15 protein-coding genes and 1 CRISPR repeat array are annotated in these 15458 nt (G+C 58.5%); of the genes, 9 read left to right on the top strand and 6 right to left on the bottom strand.

The window, feature by feature from the left end:
• Nucleotides 1-95: 95 nt before the first annotated feature.
• A complete protein-coding gene (gene upp / locus NW840_RS11880) occupies nucleotides 96-731 on the bottom strand; it encodes a uracil phosphoribosyltransferase (protein WP_414329961.1) in 636 nt (211 codons plus the stop codon).
• Nucleotides 732-845: 114 nt separating this feature from the next.
• Here upp and NW840_RS11875 point away from each other — a divergent pair, with 114 nt between their 5' ends.
• Nucleotides 846-1964: a metallophosphoesterase family protein gene (locus tag NW840_RS11875; protein WP_414344482.1), complete on the top strand. Its 1119-nt coding sequence runs from the start codon at nucleotides 846-848 to the stop codon at nucleotides 1962-1964.
• Nucleotides 1965-2335: 371 nt separating this feature from the next.
• Here the strand turns inward: NW840_RS11875 and NW840_RS11870 are convergent, their stop codons facing one another.
• Together NW840_RS11870 and NW840_RS11865 are read right to left on the bottom strand one after the other, a co-directional pair.
• Complete coding sequence (locus NW840_RS11870; RefSeq protein ID WP_414344481.1) at nucleotides 2336-3226, bottom strand: 2OG-Fe(II) oxygenase; 891 nt, start codon at nucleotides 3224-3226, stop codon at nucleotides 2336-2338.
• A 53-nt stretch (nucleotides 3227-3279) separates the two neighbouring features.
• Nucleotides 3280-4128: direct repeats of the CRISPR family, unit length 36 nt; unit sequence GTTTCCAATTTCTAGGGATCCCCCCGAAGGGGGAAC.
• 271 nt (nucleotides 4129-4399) lie between these two features.
• Entirely contained in the window at nucleotides 4400-5305 is a 906-nt protein-coding gene (locus NW840_RS11865) for a cation diffusion facilitator family transporter (RefSeq protein ID WP_414344480.1), read from the bottom strand.
• Nucleotides 5306-5440: 135 nt separating this feature from the next.
• Between NW840_RS11865 and NW840_RS11860 the strand changes: the two genes are divergently transcribed.
• Together NW840_RS11860 and NW840_RS11855 are read left to right on the top strand one after the other, a co-directional pair.
• A complete protein-coding gene (locus NW840_RS11860; protein ID WP_414344478.1) occupies nucleotides 5441-6847 on the top strand; it encodes a UDP-glucose dehydrogenase family protein in 1407 nt (468 codons plus the stop codon).
• Nucleotides 6848-6871: 24 nt separating this feature from the next.
• The gene (locus tag NW840_RS11855; protein ID WP_414344476.1) at nucleotides 6872-7819 is read left to right on the top strand and encodes a UDP-glucuronic acid decarboxylase family protein; all 948 of its coding nucleotides are present in this window, start codon (nucleotides 6872-6874) and stop codon (nucleotides 7817-7819) included.
• Nucleotides 7820-7867: 48 nt separating this feature from the next.
• On the opposite strand, the gene NW840_RS11850 is transcribed toward NW840_RS11855, so the two are convergent.
• The gene (locus NW840_RS11850; RefSeq protein WP_414344474.1) at nucleotides 7868-8248 is read right to left on the bottom strand and encodes an ArsR/SmtB family transcription factor; all 381 of its coding nucleotides are present in this window, start codon (nucleotides 8246-8248) and stop codon (nucleotides 7868-7870) included.
• A gap of 128 nt (nucleotides 8249-8376) precedes the next feature.
• Here NW840_RS11850 and NW840_RS11845 point away from each other — a divergent pair, with 128 nt between their 5' ends.
• The 4 genes from NW840_RS11845 to NW840_RS11830 all read left to right on the top strand — a co-directional run bounded on the left by NW840_RS11845 (nucleotide 8377) and on the right by NW840_RS11830 (nucleotide 12141).
• Nucleotides 8377-9093 carry an MBL fold metallo-hydrolase gene (locus NW840_RS11845; protein ID WP_414344473.1) on the top strand — a complete coding sequence of 239 codons (717 nt, stop codon included), beginning with the start codon at nucleotides 8377-8379 and terminating at the stop codon, nucleotides 9091-9093.
• Between the two features lie 116 nt (nucleotides 9094-9209).
• The gene (locus NW840_RS11840; RefSeq protein WP_414344472.1) at nucleotides 9210-9692 is read left to right on the top strand and encodes a DUF29 domain-containing protein; all 483 of its coding nucleotides are present in this window, start codon (nucleotides 9210-9212) and stop codon (nucleotides 9690-9692) included.
• Between the two features lie 56 nt (nucleotides 9693-9748).
• Nucleotides 9749-10330, top strand: a complete 582-nt coding sequence (locus NW840_RS11835; RefSeq protein WP_414344471.1) for a rhodanese-like domain-containing protein — start codon at nucleotides 9749-9751, stop codon at nucleotides 10328-10330.
• Complete coding sequence (locus NW840_RS11830; protein WP_414344470.1) at nucleotides 10327-12141, top strand: SulP family inorganic anion transporter; 1815 nt, start codon at nucleotides 10327-10329, stop codon at nucleotides 12139-12141. Before NW840_RS11835 ends, NW840_RS11830 begins: the two co-directional genes overlap by 4 nt.
• On the opposite strand, the gene NW840_RS11825 is transcribed toward NW840_RS11830, so the two are convergent.
• The gene (locus tag NW840_RS11825) at nucleotides 12119-13378 is read right to left on the bottom strand and encodes a hypothetical protein (protein ID WP_414344469.1); all 1260 of its coding nucleotides are present in this window, start codon (nucleotides 13376-13378) and stop codon (nucleotides 12119-12121) included. The two genes, NW840_RS11830 and NW840_RS11825, sit on opposite strands and share 23 nt — an antisense overlap.
• A 236-nt stretch (nucleotides 13379-13614) precedes the next feature.
• Between NW840_RS11825 and trxA the strand changes: the two genes are divergently transcribed.
• Both trxA and lipB read left to right on the top strand, forming a co-directional pair.
• Complete coding sequence (gene trxA / locus NW840_RS11820; RefSeq protein WP_414330952.1) at nucleotides 13615-13947, top strand: thioredoxin; 333 nt, start codon at nucleotides 13615-13617, stop codon at nucleotides 13945-13947.
• A 76-nt stretch (nucleotides 13948-14023) separates the two neighbouring features.
• A complete protein-coding gene (gene lipB / locus NW840_RS11815; protein ID WP_414344483.1) occupies nucleotides 14024-14818 on the top strand; it encodes a lipoyl(octanoyl) transferase LipB in 795 nt (264 codons plus the stop codon).
• A gap of 60 nt (nucleotides 14819-14878) precedes the next feature.
• Here lipB and NW840_RS11810 read toward each other — a convergent pair whose 3' ends face one another.
• The gene (locus tag NW840_RS11810; RefSeq protein ID WP_414344468.1) at nucleotides 14879-15328 is read right to left on the bottom strand and encodes a tetratricopeptide repeat protein; all 450 of its coding nucleotides are present in this window, start codon (nucleotides 15326-15328) and stop codon (nucleotides 14879-14881) included.
• Between the last annotated feature and the right edge of the window lie 130 nt (nucleotides 15329-15458).

The following is a 15458-nucleotide window of genomic DNA, read 5'->3' as shown; positions in this document are numbered from 1 at the left end:
ACAGAAAGATCAACTGGTAGTAATCCGTACTGAACATATTATACATTATTTTCAGTATAGTTGAGCTTATCATTGACTAGAGTCATGCTCTCCCATCAGCGGGTGCCGAACAGGCGATCCCCTGCATCTCCCAGGCCGGGGAGGATGTAGCCGTGCTCGTCTAGGCCATCGTCTACAGCAGCGGTATAGATTGGCACATCTGGGTTCTGTTCGTGGAAATACCGGATCCCTTCTGGGGCGGCCACCAGGCAGATGAAGCGGATCGACTGGGGTCGGGTTTGGCGTAGGCGCGCTACAGCCGCTGCTGCCGAATGGCCGGTGGCCAACATTGGATCCACCACCAGCACCTCACGATCTTCGATATCGGTGGGCACCTTGAAGTAGTACTCGATGGGGATCAGGGTATGGGGATCCCGATATAGGCCGATATGCCCCACCCGTGCTGATGGGATCAGCTCCAGCATGCCGTCGAGGAGCCCTTGGCCGGCCCGCAGGATGGAGACAAGCACCAACTTTTTCTCTGCCGCCAACATCGGCGCCAACATTGGGGCCATTGGGGTTTGAATGGGCTGTAGCTTGAGGGGCAGATCGCGGGTCACCTCGTAGGCCATCAAGAGGCTGATCTCCCGCATCAGCGCTCGGAAGTCGGCGGTTGTAGTTTCAACACGGCGCATGAGGCTGAGCTTGTGCTGCACCAGAGGGTGATCGATGGTAATCACCTGGGCCACCATGCTGTGCTCCTGAGATAATCGGGATCCCGTGATGGATGCCAGAATAGCAGAAGCGCTTGTCCCCCCTGTGGGCCGAAGGCTCTATCTGCTTGCTGTTGTCAAGGGGAGTAATCCGTGCAGATCCGCTTTGCTGTGGTGAGCGATCCCCACGTCACCCTCCCTTCCACCCTTTGGGATCACCCCAGCCGATTTCACCTGGTAGAGGTGAGCATCCCGGCTCTGGAACAGGTTTTGCAGCATCTGGTGCAGTTGCCTCTGGATTTTCTGCTGTTGCCGGGGGATCTGACCCAGCATGGGGAGCCGGAAAACCATGCATGGCTGGCAGAGCGGCTGGCTCGACTGCCCTTTCCGGCTTTTGTGGTGCCCGGCAACCACGATGTGCCCCAGCCCGAGGCCAGCGGGCGCTCTATTGGTTTGGCGGATTTTCCCCGCTACTACCGAGCTTTTGGCTACGAGGATGGGCAGTCTTTGGATTACAGCCGGGTTCTGCGGCCAGGGATCCGTTTGATCGGCCTCAATTCCAACCATTTTGATGCTCAGGGTCAATTGGTGGGGTGTCTAACCCCAGAACAACTGACCTGGCTGGAGAAAGAATTGGCGGCAGCCAAAGAAGAGCTGGTGCTGCTGATGGTGCACCATAATGTGGTCGAGCATCTGCGCGGCCAGTCTCTCCATCCCTGGGGGCGTCGCTACATGCTGGAGAATGCCTCTCAGTTGCGGCGGCTGCTGCAAGCTTATGGGGTGCAACTGGTGTTCACCGGACATCTGCATATCCAGCACATCGCCCGACGAGGGGGGGTTTACGACATTACCACCGGCTCTTTGGTCAGCTTTCCCCACCCCTACCGCCTTGTCGAGATCCGGTCGGATCGAGAGACCGGAATCCAAGTCCATATCCAGAGCTACCGGGTGGGATCTCTGCCCGATTGGCCCGATTTGCAAGCGTTCTCCCGGGAGTGGATGGCCCAGCGCAGCGAACCAGCGGTGGTTAAGTTTTTAACCTCCGCACCGCTGAATTTGCCTTTGGAACAGGCACAAGCCTTGGCCCCACAATTGCGCTACTTTTGGGCAGCGGTGGCTGCCGGGGATCCAGACCTCACTTTCCCAGACTTTCCCCAGCCAGCAGGCCGATTTCTGGAGCGTTTCAGCCGTTGTTTTCGCTGCCCGCCTGATAACCAGGCCCAGCTTCAGTTCGCTTCCAATTTCTTTTCCAATTTCTTTTCCAATTTCTAGGGATCCCCCCGAAGGGGGAACCTTGACTAAATAGTCGATTAGGGGACAGATTCTGTGAGTGTTCTTTCCAATTTCTAGGGATCCCCCCGAAGGGGGAACCGGGTAACCGGAATCACCGAAGGTAGCGATATCTAGTTTCCAATTTCTAGGGATCCCCCCGAAGGGGGAACTACTACAACGACGATGGCAGTGTCAAAGTTGAGGGGGGGGAATGTGATCAGTGGTAATCACTTTGTGCAGACCACCAGCAGTCAAGGGACGACCATCGGGCGGGATCGCAGGGGCAACCACTGGCTACACCATTTTGTCCAATGGCATCGTTTGCACTGGCAGGGGCAGAACCCGCACTTGTATCATTCCGCCCAATGTGCCTATTTACGCCGTACCCAGCCGTTGACCGTAAATCTACTATCGGCAAACTGCCGTGAGGGACAAGTCACGGGTAAAACTTCGTGCATCAGATAGCTGGGAAAGAAAATGATAGTGTTGTTGGCAGGAACATAGGTTTTATAGGTGTCGGCTTTGACATACATATTGTTTCGCACTTCAGAGTCGTAGATCAGCAGTTCCCCCCCAGAAAACTGCTTGGGTTCTCGGTAGAAGTAATAGACATAGGTCAGTTCCCTTTCTTTGGCATCAGGACTGCCGTTGTCATTGTGCACTTTGTAATAATTGCCGTGGTTGTGCGCTGTCATTTGACATTCGATGTAGGCGATGGGAAATGGCTCCATTTTTAGGCTTTTGAGCACTTGGGGGATTAGCATTTGCACATAGTGGAGAATCACCCCTGAAAACTCAGGGAAGTCATGCAGCACCCATGAACGGCGGTATTCACTGTCATTCGCTGAGTTTCGGGAAGGGACAAACCGCCCTTCGTTGGCGATCGCATATTCTAGTAACTGTTGGTTTTTGTCCCGCGGCAAAAAGTTATCCACCCGTGCATAGACCGCAGGCTGTTTTTGGGGCGCGGTGGTGGGGGTGTGGACATTGATAGCCTTGTTAGGAGTGATAGACCAAAGCCTGATCCCCTCTTGCTCGTCAACTACACAACAGCGGAAGTTGCGCCACGGAAATTCATAGGCGAGGGGTTGTTCCCGCAGAATTGCCAAGCGGGACTCTGGTAAACCTAAAACCTGCCCCAGTTCCTCCGTGGTGAGCCAATACCCCCTCTCGGCAATCTCTTGTACTGCCTGCAGTTGGCGCATTAAATCTGTAACTTTTTCCCAACCTTCTGGCATAGCTACCCCCCTGCTCTCTGCCATGCTGACCAAAATCTCGCCATCTGCTCAGCTGTGCCCACAGTGATCCCAAGTCCTGTTTCCAATTTCTAGGGATCCCCCCGAAGGGGGAACTGGAAGTGGGCCAGGGTTGAGCCTGACTGGCTCTTCCCGGTTTCCAATTTCTAGGGATCCCCCCGAAGGGGGAACTTCATTCAACACACACCCCAAGGACTCCAGTTTAACGTTTCCAATTTCTAGGGATCCCCCCGAAGGGGGAACGCTAACTAGTCCTCACAACAAAGGCTGCCGTATTGGCAGTTTCCAATTTCTAGGGATCCCCCCGAAGGGGGAACTGTTGGGATCCAATGCGCGGCGGCGTCGCCTCTGACTGTTTCCAATTTCTAGGGATCCCCCCGAAGGGGGAACGATATACACATGCACTTCTACAGAATCTTCTACAGTAGACTGTTTCCAATTTCTAGGGATCCCCCCGAAGGGGGAACAGTTTATCGATTAGTGTTAAGAGATGAAGATATAAGAAGTTTCCAATTTCTAGGGATCCCCCCGAAGGGGGAACGCTGTAACAATAAACGGAGGAGTGGGATTAACGTTAACTTGTTTCCAATTTCTAGGGATCCCCCCGAAGGGGGAACGGGAGTGGAGCCAGCACCCCGCCGACGCCCTGCTGGTGTTTCCAATTTCTAGGGATCCCCCCGAAGGGGGAACAGTCAGTTTGAAGAAGGAGTCCAGAAGATTTTTAAGTTTCCAATTTCTAGGGATCCCCCCGAAGGGGGAACGCGAGGCAAATTGGCGCTGCGCCCGGTGGTGGGGAGGGTTTCCAATTTCTAGGGATCCCCCCGAAGGGGGAACTCCCTGGCGGCAGGGATCCCTCTCTCGCATCCTCGACAGTTTCCAATTTCTAGGGATCCCCCCGAAGGGGGAACTCCACCCCTATTGAAGCCAAGCAGGGCAAGGGATGCAAGACCCGTTTGCGAGGGATCCGGAAAAAAGGGGGCAAAAAGAGTTTCGGCGAGGGGGTTTTGGGGCCGGAAAGCCTTGTGGCACAAGGCGTCGAGGGATCCGACGAAAGAATGGGCTTTTCCGAGATTTTGAGGGACGCTCGCAGAGGCGTTGATACCGTTTTGGTGTTCTTTTGGAAACATCAGGATCCCTGAGGTTTGGCTAGGCTATCTGTTGGCAGGTGGCGAGCTCCTGCTAGGGTTGCTCGATATGGGAGCGAGGCTCCAGGTGGATGAGGATCCGCGCTGGCCCGTAGCGCTCCTGCAAGAGGCGTTCAACTTCCTCGGTAAGGTGGTGGGCGGACTCAATGTCCTGTGGCTCCACCACCAGGTGCATCTCGATAAAGACCATTTCCCCTGGGATCCCGCGGGAAGTGATGTCATGACAGTCAAGCACGCCTGGCACGCTCAGGATCAGATCCCGCAGGGCCTCGGCAGGGATCGCCACCCGATCTGTGAGGTAGGGAAGATTCTCCTGCAGCACTTCCCAGCCGCTTCGGAGCACCAGCAGCGCCACCGGCAAAGCCAGGGCTTGATCCAGCCAAGGGATCCCCCAATAATGCATGCCGGCCAACCCCAGCAACACCGTCAGCGTCACCCCAACGTCGCTGAGGGTATGGCGCGCATCGGCCAACAGCAGCGAGCTGGACAGAGCTTTGCCCCAGCGGTGCTCGTAGAGGGTGACAAAGACATTAATGCCCAGCACGCCCACCATCATCCCCAAGGTCAGCTCATCGATCTGCAGGTGGGGCTGGGGCTCCCAAAACCGCTCCACGGCTGTGCGCAGGATCTCCAGGCTGGCCATCCCCAAAAAGGCGGCGATCCCCAGCGCTCCAATGGCTTCAAACTTGCGATGGCCGTAGGGATGGTCGTCATCGGGCTCTGGCGAAGAAAAGCGCACGGCCACCAAGCCCAAAATGTTGCTGGCGCTGTCGGTGGAGCTGTGCAGGGCATCGGCAATGAGGCTCAGGGATCCCGTCGTCAGCCCCAGGATTAACTTGATCAGAAACACCAGGACATTTAGCCCTAGCGTGACGTACAGCACCCTCTGCACTTGGCGCTGACGGCGGCTGGCTATGGCAGCAGAATCCAGAAAGCTCACTGCAGCTCGGGCGGGGATCCACAGATATCCTGCTTTATTCTGTCACCGACCTCAATAGGGGTAAGGGAGGGTACCCTAAAAGCAAGCTGCTAAGGCTTAGTCAAGTGGCCGCCGACTGGGGAGCGAACTCTGAGTATGCACGTTGCTGTGGTAGGCGCTGGCTATGTGGGCCTGGTAACAGGAGCCTGCCTGGCTCACCTAGGAAATAGCGTTATCTGTGTGGACAACAACCCCGCCAAGATTGAAGGGCTGCAGCGGGGTCGCCTGCCCATCTACGAGCCCGGCCTAGAGGAGCTGGTGCGGGAGGAAACTGGGGCAGGTCGGCTGCACTTTACCACCGATCTGGGCCTTGGGATCCGGGCCAGCGAGGTGGTGTTTATTGCCGTGGGCACCCCGGCCCTGCCCAGCGGGGATCCCGATCTGCGCTACGTGGAAGCAGTGGCGCGGGAAATTGGCCAGCATCTGGACGAGCACTATCGAGTCATTGTCAACAAATCCACTGTGCCCATTGGCTCTGGGGACTGGGTGCGCATGCTCATTTTGGACGGGGCCGCCGAAGCCGCCAAGCAGCGGCTGAGCAGCCGAGAAGTGGGGAGGGATCCTGAGGCCAGATCTCTCACCTTAGAGCTCTCGCCTTGGACGCCGCAGTTTGACGTGGTGAGCAACCCCGAGTTCCTACGGGAGGGCAGTGCCATCCAAGATACCTTCTACCCGGATCGCATTGTGATTGGCTCCAACAGCCCCCGCGCCATTGAAATCATGCGGCAGCTGTATGAACCCATCCTCAACCGCCAGCAGGGCCTGCAAGGGGATCCCGTGCCTTTGCTGGTGACCGACCTGGCTTCTGCCGAAATGATCAAGTATGCCGCCAACGCCTTCCTGGCCACCAAGATTAGCTTCATCAACGAAATGGCCAACATCTGTGAGCGCACCGGCGCCGACATCACCCAGGTGGCGGAAGGGATCGGCCTAGATAGGCGCATTGGCCGCGCCTTTCTCAACGCTGGCATAGGGTGGGGCGGAAGCTGCTTCCCCAAAGATCTGGCGGCTCTCATTCAAACCGCTGCTGACTATGGCTATGAGGCCAAGCTGTTGCGAGCCACGGTGGAGGTTAACCGAGAACAGCGGCAGCGCCTGGTGGAAAAGCTGCAGCAAGCCCTCAAGGTGCTCAAGGGAAAAACCATTGGCCTACTGGGTCTGACGTTTAAACCCCACACCGACGACCTGCGGGATGCCCCTTCCCTGACCTTAATCGAGCAGCTCCACCGCCTTGGGGCAAAGGTGAAGGCGTATGATCCCGTTGTGTCCGCTTCAGGGATGCGGGAGGGGTTGGCCCATGTGGTGGTGGAAACGGATGTGTTCCGGCTGGCCCAGGACTGCGATGCCCTGGTGTTGGTGACGGAGTGGCCGGAGTTTTTGTCGCTGGATTACCGACGGATTGCAGAGCTGATGCGGCGGCCCTTGCTCATCGATGGCCGTAACTGTCTGGATCGGGAGGCGGTGCGGCAGGCGGGCATAACCCTCATTGGAGTGGGCTGGTAGGTGCTGGGGAAATCAGGGGAAATCATGAAGATCCTGGTTACGGGTGGCCTGGGATTTATCGGATCCCACTTGGTAACCCGCCTTCTGCAAGAAGGCCACTGGGTCATTTGTCTGGATAACGGCTACACGGGCCGGCAGCTCAATGTCCAAGCTCATCTAGACAACCCAGCCTTTCAGTTCATTTGGCACGACGTTGCCGAGCCCCTGCCGCCCGCTTTGGCAGAGGCTGGGATCCAGCAGATCTACCACCTGGCTTGCCCCGCTTCTCCCCCCCACTACCAAGCGGATCCCATCCGCACCATCCGCACCAGCCTCTGGGGCACCTACCACCTGCTGCAACTGGCCCAGAAAACGGGAGCGAGGTTCCTGCTGGCCTCGACTTCAGAAGTGTACGGGGATCCCCAAGTGCATCCCCAACCGGAAGACTACTGGGGCCACGTCAACCCCATCGGCCCGCGGGCCTGCTACGACGAATCCAAGCGCTTGGCGGAAACCCTCACCTTCGACTGGCAGCGGCAATACCAAACGGAGATCCGGGTAGCCCGCATCTTCAACACCTACGGCCCCGCCATGCGGGAGGACGATGGCCGCGTGGTGAGCAACTTTATCGTCCAGGCCCTGCGCGGGGATCCCCTGACGGTCTATGGGGATGGATCCCAGACCCGCAGCTTTTGCTACATCTCCGACCTGGTGGAAGGCTTGATCCGGCTGATGAACAGCCCCTACCCCGGACCCTTTAACTTGGGCAACCCAGAGGAGTTCACGATCCTGGAGCTGGCCCAGCAGGTGCTCGCCCTCACCGGCAGCCCTTCTCCCATCGTTTACCGGCCTCTGCCGACGGACGATCCCAGACAACGGCAGCCGGATATTGGCAAAGCCCGCGCCCTCTTGGGTTGGGAGCCTCGGATCCCGCTGCAAGTTGGGCTGCAACAGACCATCCCTTACTTTCGTCGGCGGCTGGGGCTGGAATAACCTTCGGGTGCTCGCGAAATCCCAACCTACTTGAGAACCATTTTCGCCTCAGCTCGATTGACCTGGGTGAATGGCTGCCAGCGGCTCCAGTTGGCGGGCTTGCTGTTGTAGCCGACTCACCAACTGCCGACATACCACTTCGCACAGCTCAAAGCACATGGGATCCGCAACTTGGTAATAAACACTCACCCCCTTGGGCTGACGGCTGACGATCCCTGCCTGCGCCAAGATTTTCAGGTGCTTGGAAACATTGGCCTGGCCCATGCCGGTGGCTTCCAGAATCTGGGTTACATTCTTCGGCCCAGAGCGCAGCTCACACAGGATCTGCAGCCGGCTGGGTTCCGCCAAAACCTTGAAGTACTCCGCCACGCTGTTGAGAACCTGCGGCGTCAGGATCGTGCGACACTCATTCACATCCGCTCTGCTCACCGACTTTTCCCCAATCAACAAACCTGCTTGCGCCGTTCGTCAACTTGATTTTAACACTAGATAGTTATATAGTATTCCTAGAAAGTCCAAGTTCATGCCGGACTTTCGATACCAGACAGGAGGGCACTATGCTATTTCGCCAACTGTTCGACGCAGAAACAAGCACCTACACCTATTTAATCGCGGATCCGTCAACTCGCGAGGCCGCCCTGGTGGATCCAGTGCTGGAGCAGGTGGAGCGGGATTTGAAGCTGATTCGGGAATTGGGTCTAACCTTGAAGTACTGCCTGGAAACCCACGTTCACGCGGATCACATTACGGGAACCGGGAAGCTGCGGGAACTGACCGGTTGCCAAGGGGTGGTGCCAGTACAGGCCAAGGCTCAATGTGCAGATCGTTTCATCGGTCATGGGGAAACGCTGCAAGTGGGATCCGTCGTCATTGAAGCCATCGCTACCCTGGGCCACACCGACAGCCACATGACCTACCGCGTCAATGGGGATCGCGTCCTGACCGGAGATGCCCTGTTGATTCGCGGCTGTGGGCGCACGGATTTCCAAAGCGGGGATCCCGGCCTGATGTACGACCATGTTACCCAGCACTTGTTTACGCTGCCCGATGAGACGCTGGTCTATCCTGGCCACGACTATCGCGGGCACACCGTCTCCACCATTGGCGAGGAGAAGCGCTGGAACCCGCGCTTTGTGGATCCGGAAACGGGCAACCTGCGTTCCCGTGAGAGCTTCATTGCCCTGATGAACAGCCTCAACCTGCCCCAGCCGAAGAAGATCCAGGAAGCGGTGCCGGCCAACGAGCAGTGCGGCCAAGTGGCAGCAGCGGTTTAATTCCTTCTGGGCAGTGAGGTGCAGGGCAAGCCCCCGCCGGCTGGGGAGCTCACGTGAAACTCCGATGGTGAGAGCCCGCTGCTCTGGGTAACCTTCTCTCAATTGGCTTGCCAGAAATGGAGAGTTTGAGCGTGGATCGAGAAAGTCTCTATGAGAGCGATTTCTACGCTTGGATCCAGCAACAAGCTCAATTTCTGCGGGATCGGGCCTGGGAGAAGCTGGATCTGCCCAATTTAGTCGAGGAGATTGAATCGTTGGGCAGGCAACAGCGGCAGGAACTGCGAAACCGACTTGCAGTTTTGGTTGGGCATCTCCTCAAGTGGGAGTACCAGCCAGAGGGGAGATCCGCAAGCCGGCTCCTCACCCTCCAGCTGCAGCGGCAGGAAGTTCTGGAGCTTCTTGAAGAAAGCCCAAGTCTCGAGCCCTATTTGCCAGAGGCCATCTCCAAGTCTTACTTGGGGGCGCTGAAGCTGGCCCTGGAGGAGACCAAGCTGCCCAGAAAGATTTTCCCCAAAACCTGCCCTTATTCCTCAGAGCAAATCCTGGATAGCCGGTTTTACCCCGGTGAGCCCAGTCATTTGCTTGAGGAGGGGGATTAATCCCAAAAATCGCTGCATTTTGCATTTTAGACAACGCCAAAAGCAAGGAGACAACCATGACCGTAACCCAACAAAACCCTATCCCTTCCGCTTCGCAAGAACGGGATCCCCGTCTCAAGGAGATCGATGCCCTGACCTTAAAACAGTGGCTGGATCAGGGGCGAGTCCAGCTCATTGATGTGCGGGAGCCGGGAGAATATGCCGATGAGCGGATCCCGGGGGCCATCAACATGCCCCTATCTACCTTTGACCCGGCCAAAGTGCCCGCCTCTACGCCAGAAAAGCCAGTGGTGTTGCAGTGCCGCATGGGCAGCCGCTCCATCCGCGCCGGTTGCCAGTTGCTAGACCGCGGTTGGCCGGAGGTCATTAGCCTTAAGGGAGGGATCGAGGCTTGGAAAGCGGCCAAGCTGCCCGTTACCCGCACCCAAAATGCTCCCATCTCCATCATGCGGCAGGTGCAGATTGCAGCGGGATCCCTGGTGCTCACCGGAACCCTTCTGGGGGCCTTTGTCAACCCCTGGTGGCTGCTGCTGAGTGGCTTTGTGGGCGCTGGGCTGGTGTTTGCGGGTGTAACCAACACCTGTGGCATGGCTCTGCTCTTGGCTCGCATGCCCTGGAACCGAGGTCAGGCGCTATGAGTGGGATCCCTTCTGCTTCCTCTTCGGGGCAAGGGATCCTGGCGCGGTACCTGCCCTTTGCTAAGGAGTCCCTTTGGGTCTTCCACTATCAACGATCAGATTTGCCGGGAGATCTGATCGCCGGCCTTGTGGTGGCCATTCTGTTGGTGCCCCAGAGCATGGCCTATGCCCTGTTGGCCGGGTTGCCCCCCCAAGTGGGCCTGTACGCCAGTATTTTGCCGGTGATCGTCTATGGACTACTGGGATCCAGCCGCGCCTTGGCGGTAGGGCCAGTGGCCATCATCTCCCTCTTGGTGGCGGCAGGGTTAGAGCCCCTGGCCGGTCGCGTCAGCGGGACGGAGTCCTTGCCGGGCAGCCCAGAGTACGGGCAGTTGGCTTTAGGCCTGGCCTTGGAAGTGGGTTTGATTCAAGGGGCGATGGGGTTGTTGCGGCTGGGGTTTTTGGCCAATTTCTTAAGCCACACGGTGGTGACTGCCTTTGGCAGCGCGGCGGCCTTGATCATCGGCTTCAGCCAGCTCCGCCACCTCCTGGGGGTCAAGATCGCCAATACGGAGTCCTTCTTGCTGTTGGTGCAGCGGCTGTGGCAAAGCCTGGACAAGGTGAACTGGGCAACCTTTGGCTTGGGGCTATTGGCCATATCCCTGCTGGTGTACGCTCAGCGAAAGTTGCCCCACCAACTGCGGCGTTGGGGTGTGCCTCCAGGTTGGGCCTTGATTTTGACCAAGGGGGCACCGCTAGCGGCTGTGCTCGTGACCAGCCTGTTGGTCTGGGGCCTAAACCTCTCGGAGAGGGCAGGGGTATCCGTTGTTGGCTCCATTCCTTCCGGGTTGCCCCCCTTGGGCTTTCCCTCGTTGAGCTGGGGACAGTGGACAGCGCTTCTGCCCACCGCCTTGGCCATCAGCTTGGTGGGCTTCACGGAAAGCTATGCTGTGGGGCAGTCCTTGGCCAGCCAGCGGCGGCAGAAGGTGGATCCCAACCAAGATCTGGTGGCTTTGGGGGCAGCCAACTTGGCAGCAGCCTGCAGTGGCGGCTATCCGGTAACGGGAGGCATCAGCCGGTCGGTGGTGAACTTTCAAGCAGGCGCCAACAGTGGCCTGGCCTCCCTAATCACCGGCCTGTTGGTGGCTTTGACGGTCATCTGGCTGATGCCCCTGTTCACCTTCTTGCCCCAGACCACCCTGGCGGCCATTGTTCTGGTGGCGGTGCTGGCCCTGGTGGATTTTCACCCCCTGCTGCAAAGCTGGCGCTACGACCGTGGCGATGCCCTGGTTTGGTTGGTAACCTTTGCCAGTGTGCTGGGGATCGGAGTGGAGCAGGGGATCGGAATAGGGGTGTTAGTCTCCATCCTGCTCTTTCTTTGGCGGGCTAGCCGTCCTCACATTGCCATCGTGGGTCAGGTGCCCGGTACGGAGCACTACCGCAACGTGCAGCGCCATGAGGTGATTACCGATCCCCGTATCTTGGCAGTGCGGGTGGACGAGAGCCTGTTTTTTGCCAACGCAGCCTACTTGCAGGAGTATCTGCTGCGAGAGGTGGCGGCGCGACCCACAGTGGAGCAGGTGCTGCTCGTTGCCAGCGCCATCAACTTCATCGACGGCAGCGCTTTGGAAGTGCTGACCCAGTTGGTGGAACGTTTGCAGCAGGCAGGGGTGGGCTTTGCCATGGCCGAGGTGAAGGGGCCGGTAATGGATCGCCTCCAAAAGGCTGGGTTTGTGGAGAAAGTGGGCGCTGAGCGCTTCTTCCTCTCCACTCACCAGGCGATGCAAGCCCTCGGATCCCAGCAGAGCCTCAGTCAGGTGTCATCTTCCTGATCAGCACAAGGGGGGTTTGTTCAGCGGCGTTGCCGGCGGGGTTTTTGCGCAGCGCCTGCTTCACCAGGGATCCCTGCACCCCGGAGGTGGCGGCCAGGAGCTTCACCTCTCCCAGGTCGTTGGCATCCACGATGGCCACTTCGTAGCCCGTCTGCCGATGCAGATCCCCCACCAACTTGGCCGGATCCCGCGGCCCCAGCACGATGAACTGGTCATAGGGAGGCAGGGTGCCAGTAACGTCGTCGATGAGATCGGCCTGCTCCCCCGCCAGGGCATAAAAGACCCCCGGGATCCCCAGCAGTTTGGCCAGGGATCCCACCACAAAAGCCCACACCACCCGCCAGGCCCCGGAGCAGTCAATCAAAGTCTGCATCCCGTAGCAGCTTGAAAGACTGGTCTTGGAGGGGAAGAAGTAGCACAGGGTGCGGGCCAGCCAGCCGGGCTGCACCTGCAGGGGATGGCGGAAGTTGCCCTGGACAATAGCCACGGCGCTTTCCGAGATGGCCACCATATCGCCGGGCTGGATGTGAGGGCCTACATACCGCCGTAGCACCTCGGCCAAGTCATCGCTGGGGGTCAGCAGATGGGTGGGAACGGCGGCCCAAAGGAGGGATCCCTGCTTCTGCCAGTTCAGCTCTGGCAAGGGCTCCACCTCCTGCAACGGCAGGATGAGATGGCTGGTCTTGAGGGTGCGCCGCTGCCGCCCGTACTGGATGTAGTCCAACTCCAGCCAGGCAGAGCGCAAATGGGCCAGCCCTTCCCCCTTCAGCTCGATCTCGACTTCTAGGCCAGTCTGGTTCTGGGGGGTGATGATGTAGGCCTGCCAGTAGTTGTCTTGGCGGGGGGGAAGATCCGGATGGCGAGAGCGCAGGCGTAGGCGGTTGTGAATGCCTTCTAGGGATCCGGCGCTGAGCAAATGCAGTCGCGGCTCCACCTGGGCCAAGGTGACTTCCAAAAGGGGGTTGAGGTTGCGAGCCACAAACTCCGCTTGAATGACCCAGTGCTCGGGGGTGTGGCGGCTGATGCGCCAGCCTTGGGGCTCCACCACCAGCTGGTCAGCGGGGCGGGTCTTGAGCCAGTAGAGCAAGCTGCCCAAACTCAGCAGCAACCCGGCCACTACCTGAGCCCAGCCCCAGGGATCCCACAGCCAACGCCAAGCCCCCCATAGGCTGAGTCCTACCCCGGCCAGCACTGTGGCCAACACGCCACGATTCACCATGCTGCTGCTTGTTGCCATTGGGATCCCACTCCTCAAAAAAAGACAAGTGCTTAAGCCCTGCTAAAGTCTGCCCCTTTGTCCACCACAACACCCTAGACTACGGGTACGCTCTAGCTCTTCTCCCAAACCCTAGCCATCCTACCGGGAAACCGAAGCAGGCTGCGGCGAGATCTCCACACCAATTTTTAATCTCAAACAGTTAGCTTACAAATAGATTTCATCTCAGGCTTTTCAGAACACCCTTGGAGTTTCCTATGGCGCACAAACAGCAATTCAAAAGCTTTGACGACATGATTCAGGGATCCAAAACCCCCATCCTGGTGGATTTTTACGCCACTTGGTGTGGTCCCTGTCAGGTGATGGCCCAGGTGCTGGAGCAGGTGAAGCCGCAGGTGGGTGACGCCATCTCTTTCGTAAAGATTGACACAGAAAAGTACCCCAATATTGCTGCCCGCTGGGGTATCTACGCCGTGCCAACCCTCATCCTGTTCAAAGACGGGAAGCCGGTTGACCGTATCGAGGGGCTGTTGCAGCCTCGCGCCTTGTTGGAGCGGTTGCGGGCGCAGGTCAACCTGCCGGTAGGCTAGGTGGACGTTGCTGGGATGGGGTCTTTTGGTCATCTTCTGGTGGCACAGCGAGCTCTCCAGCAAAACCGTCTTTGAGATGTCCTCGCAGGTGTTTGAGCGCTCTTTGGGATCTCCGCCTCTGGAGGTTCACCTGGCGGGAGAGGTGCCCTATCGCACCGCTTGGGCTTGGCAGCAAGCCAGGGTGGCTCGCCTGATCTGCAATCCGCAGCTGCCAGATGGGCTCCTACTGCTCACCCACCCGCCGGTCTACACCCTGGGGGCAGGGGCGGATCCCAAGTTCCTCAAGAGCTTGGCTGGACAGATAGGATCCCCAGCTGCCCGCCCAGAATTCCTCTCTGGACAAGGGCCAGAAATCCTGCGGGTAGAGCGCGGCGGCGAAGTCACTTACCACGGGCCAGGCCAGTGGGTTGGTTATGCGATCCTCAACCTCAGGCACCACCGTCTGGATCTCCACTGGTACCTGCGCCAACTGGAGCAGGTGCTTATTGAAACTGTGGCCCACTTTGGCCTGCGGGGGGAGCGGATCCCTGGCCTCACAGGGGTTTGGGTGGAGGGGCGCAAAGTGGCGGCCATCGGCATCAAGGTTTCCCGCTGGGTGACTTACCACGGCTTTGCCCTCAACGTCTGCCCGGATATAGCTGCCTTCGAGGCCATCGTGCCCTGTGGGATCCCTGATCGCCCGGTGGGATCCCTGGTGCACTTTTGTCCGGAGGTAACGATGGCTGCCGTAGCTCCGGTGCTGGTGGAGTCGTTCTGTCAGGTCTTTGGGCTGCAGGCTCAGGCAGTTTCCCTGGCCGAGTGGTTGGGAGAGCCTCGGCTTTCTGACAAGTTGCTGGGAGAATCAACCGCTCAGACGCCTAAGCGCAAGTGAGGGGAAAGACCAGACAGGTTACCCAACTTCGAGGTGGCCCTAGGTTTAATCCAAGGGCGGCTACTCCACCCCCAACTGGCGCAGCAGTTGCTGCAGGATGGCCTGGTTGGCAAAGTTGCCGCTCTTGGAAAAGAGAGCCAAGGCCTGGCGAAAGTCGGCCATGGCGGCTTCTCGATCCCCCAACTGAAGATAGGCCACCCCGCGGCTAAAGTAGGCTTCTGGGATCCCTGCATTCAACTGAATGGCCCGCTCCGCATCGGCCAACGCCTCTTGGGGCTGGCGCAACTGGTTGTAGACGTAGCTGCGGTTCACATAGGCCGGCGCATAGGTGGGATCCAACTGCACCGCCCGATCCAGATCCGACAGGGCAGCCACGGGATCCCCCCGCAGCAACTTGAGGGATCCCTGCCAGTTGAACTCGGAAGCGGTGTTTGGGGCCGAGGTCTTCTCAGGAGGAGGTGGGAAGGCAGGCAAAGAGATGGCAGGGGCAGGAGCGAGGAATGCTGCCAAGAAACCTATCAGAGCTATCCTTCCCCATCGACACTTGATTGTGCTCCGCACCGCTAATGACGTCCTGATACATTCACGCTGAACTCTCCTGAACATGGTTCAGGAAAGAAGCGATCGCATCCTGCCTATC

The sequence above is a fragment of the Synechococcus sp. R5-13 genome, from assembly GCF_047462015.1.
In the GTDB taxonomy this organism is placed as follows: Bacteria; Cyanobacteriota; Cyanobacteriia; order Thermostichales; family Thermostichaceae; genus Thermostichus.
Note: the sequence above shows the minus strand (reverse complement) of the source record. Positions and strands in the feature narration are given on the sequence as shown.

Bases quoted from the DNA above. Each gene is read 5' to 3' on its own strand.
- NW840_RS11825 (WP_414344469.1), bottom strand. From the start codon at position 13,378: ATGGCAACAAGCAGCAGCATGGTGAATCGTGGCGTGTTGGCCACAGTG.
- NW840_RS11860 (WP_414344478.1), top strand. From the start codon at position 5,441: ATGCACGTTGCTGTGGTAGGCGCTGGCTATGTGGGCCTGGTAACAGGA.
- trxA (WP_414330952.1), top strand. From the start codon at position 13,615: ATGGCGCACAAACAGCAATTCAAAAGCTTTGACGACATGATTCAGGGA.
- lipB (WP_414344483.1), top strand. From the start codon at position 14,024: ATGTCCTCGCAGGTGTTTGAGCGCTCTTTGGGATCTCCGCCTCTGGAG.
- NW840_RS11830 (WP_414344470.1), top strand. From the start codon at position 10,327: ATGAGTGGGATCCCTTCTGCTTCCTCTTCGGGGCAAGGGATCCTGGCG.
- NW840_RS11870 (WP_414344481.1), bottom strand. From the start codon at position 3,226: ATGGCAGAGAGCAGGGGGGTAGCTATGCCAGAAGGTTGGGAAAAAGTT.
- NW840_RS11855 (WP_414344476.1), top strand. From the start codon at position 6,872: ATGAAGATCCTGGTTACGGGTGGCCTGGGATTTATCGGATCCCACTTG.
- NW840_RS11835 (WP_414344471.1), top strand. From the start codon at position 9,749: ATGACCGTAACCCAACAAAACCCTATCCCTTCCGCTTCGCAAGAACGG.
- upp (WP_414329961.1), bottom strand. From the start codon at position 731: ATGGTGGCCCAGGTGATTACCATCGATCACCCTCTGGTGCAGCACAAG.
- NW840_RS11845 (WP_414344473.1), top strand. From the start codon at position 8,377: ATGCTATTTCGCCAACTGTTCGACGCAGAAACAAGCACCTACACCTAT.
- NW840_RS11840 (WP_414344472.1), top strand. From the start codon at position 9,210: ATGGAGAGTTTGAGCGTGGATCGAGAAAGTCTCTATGAGAGCGATTTC.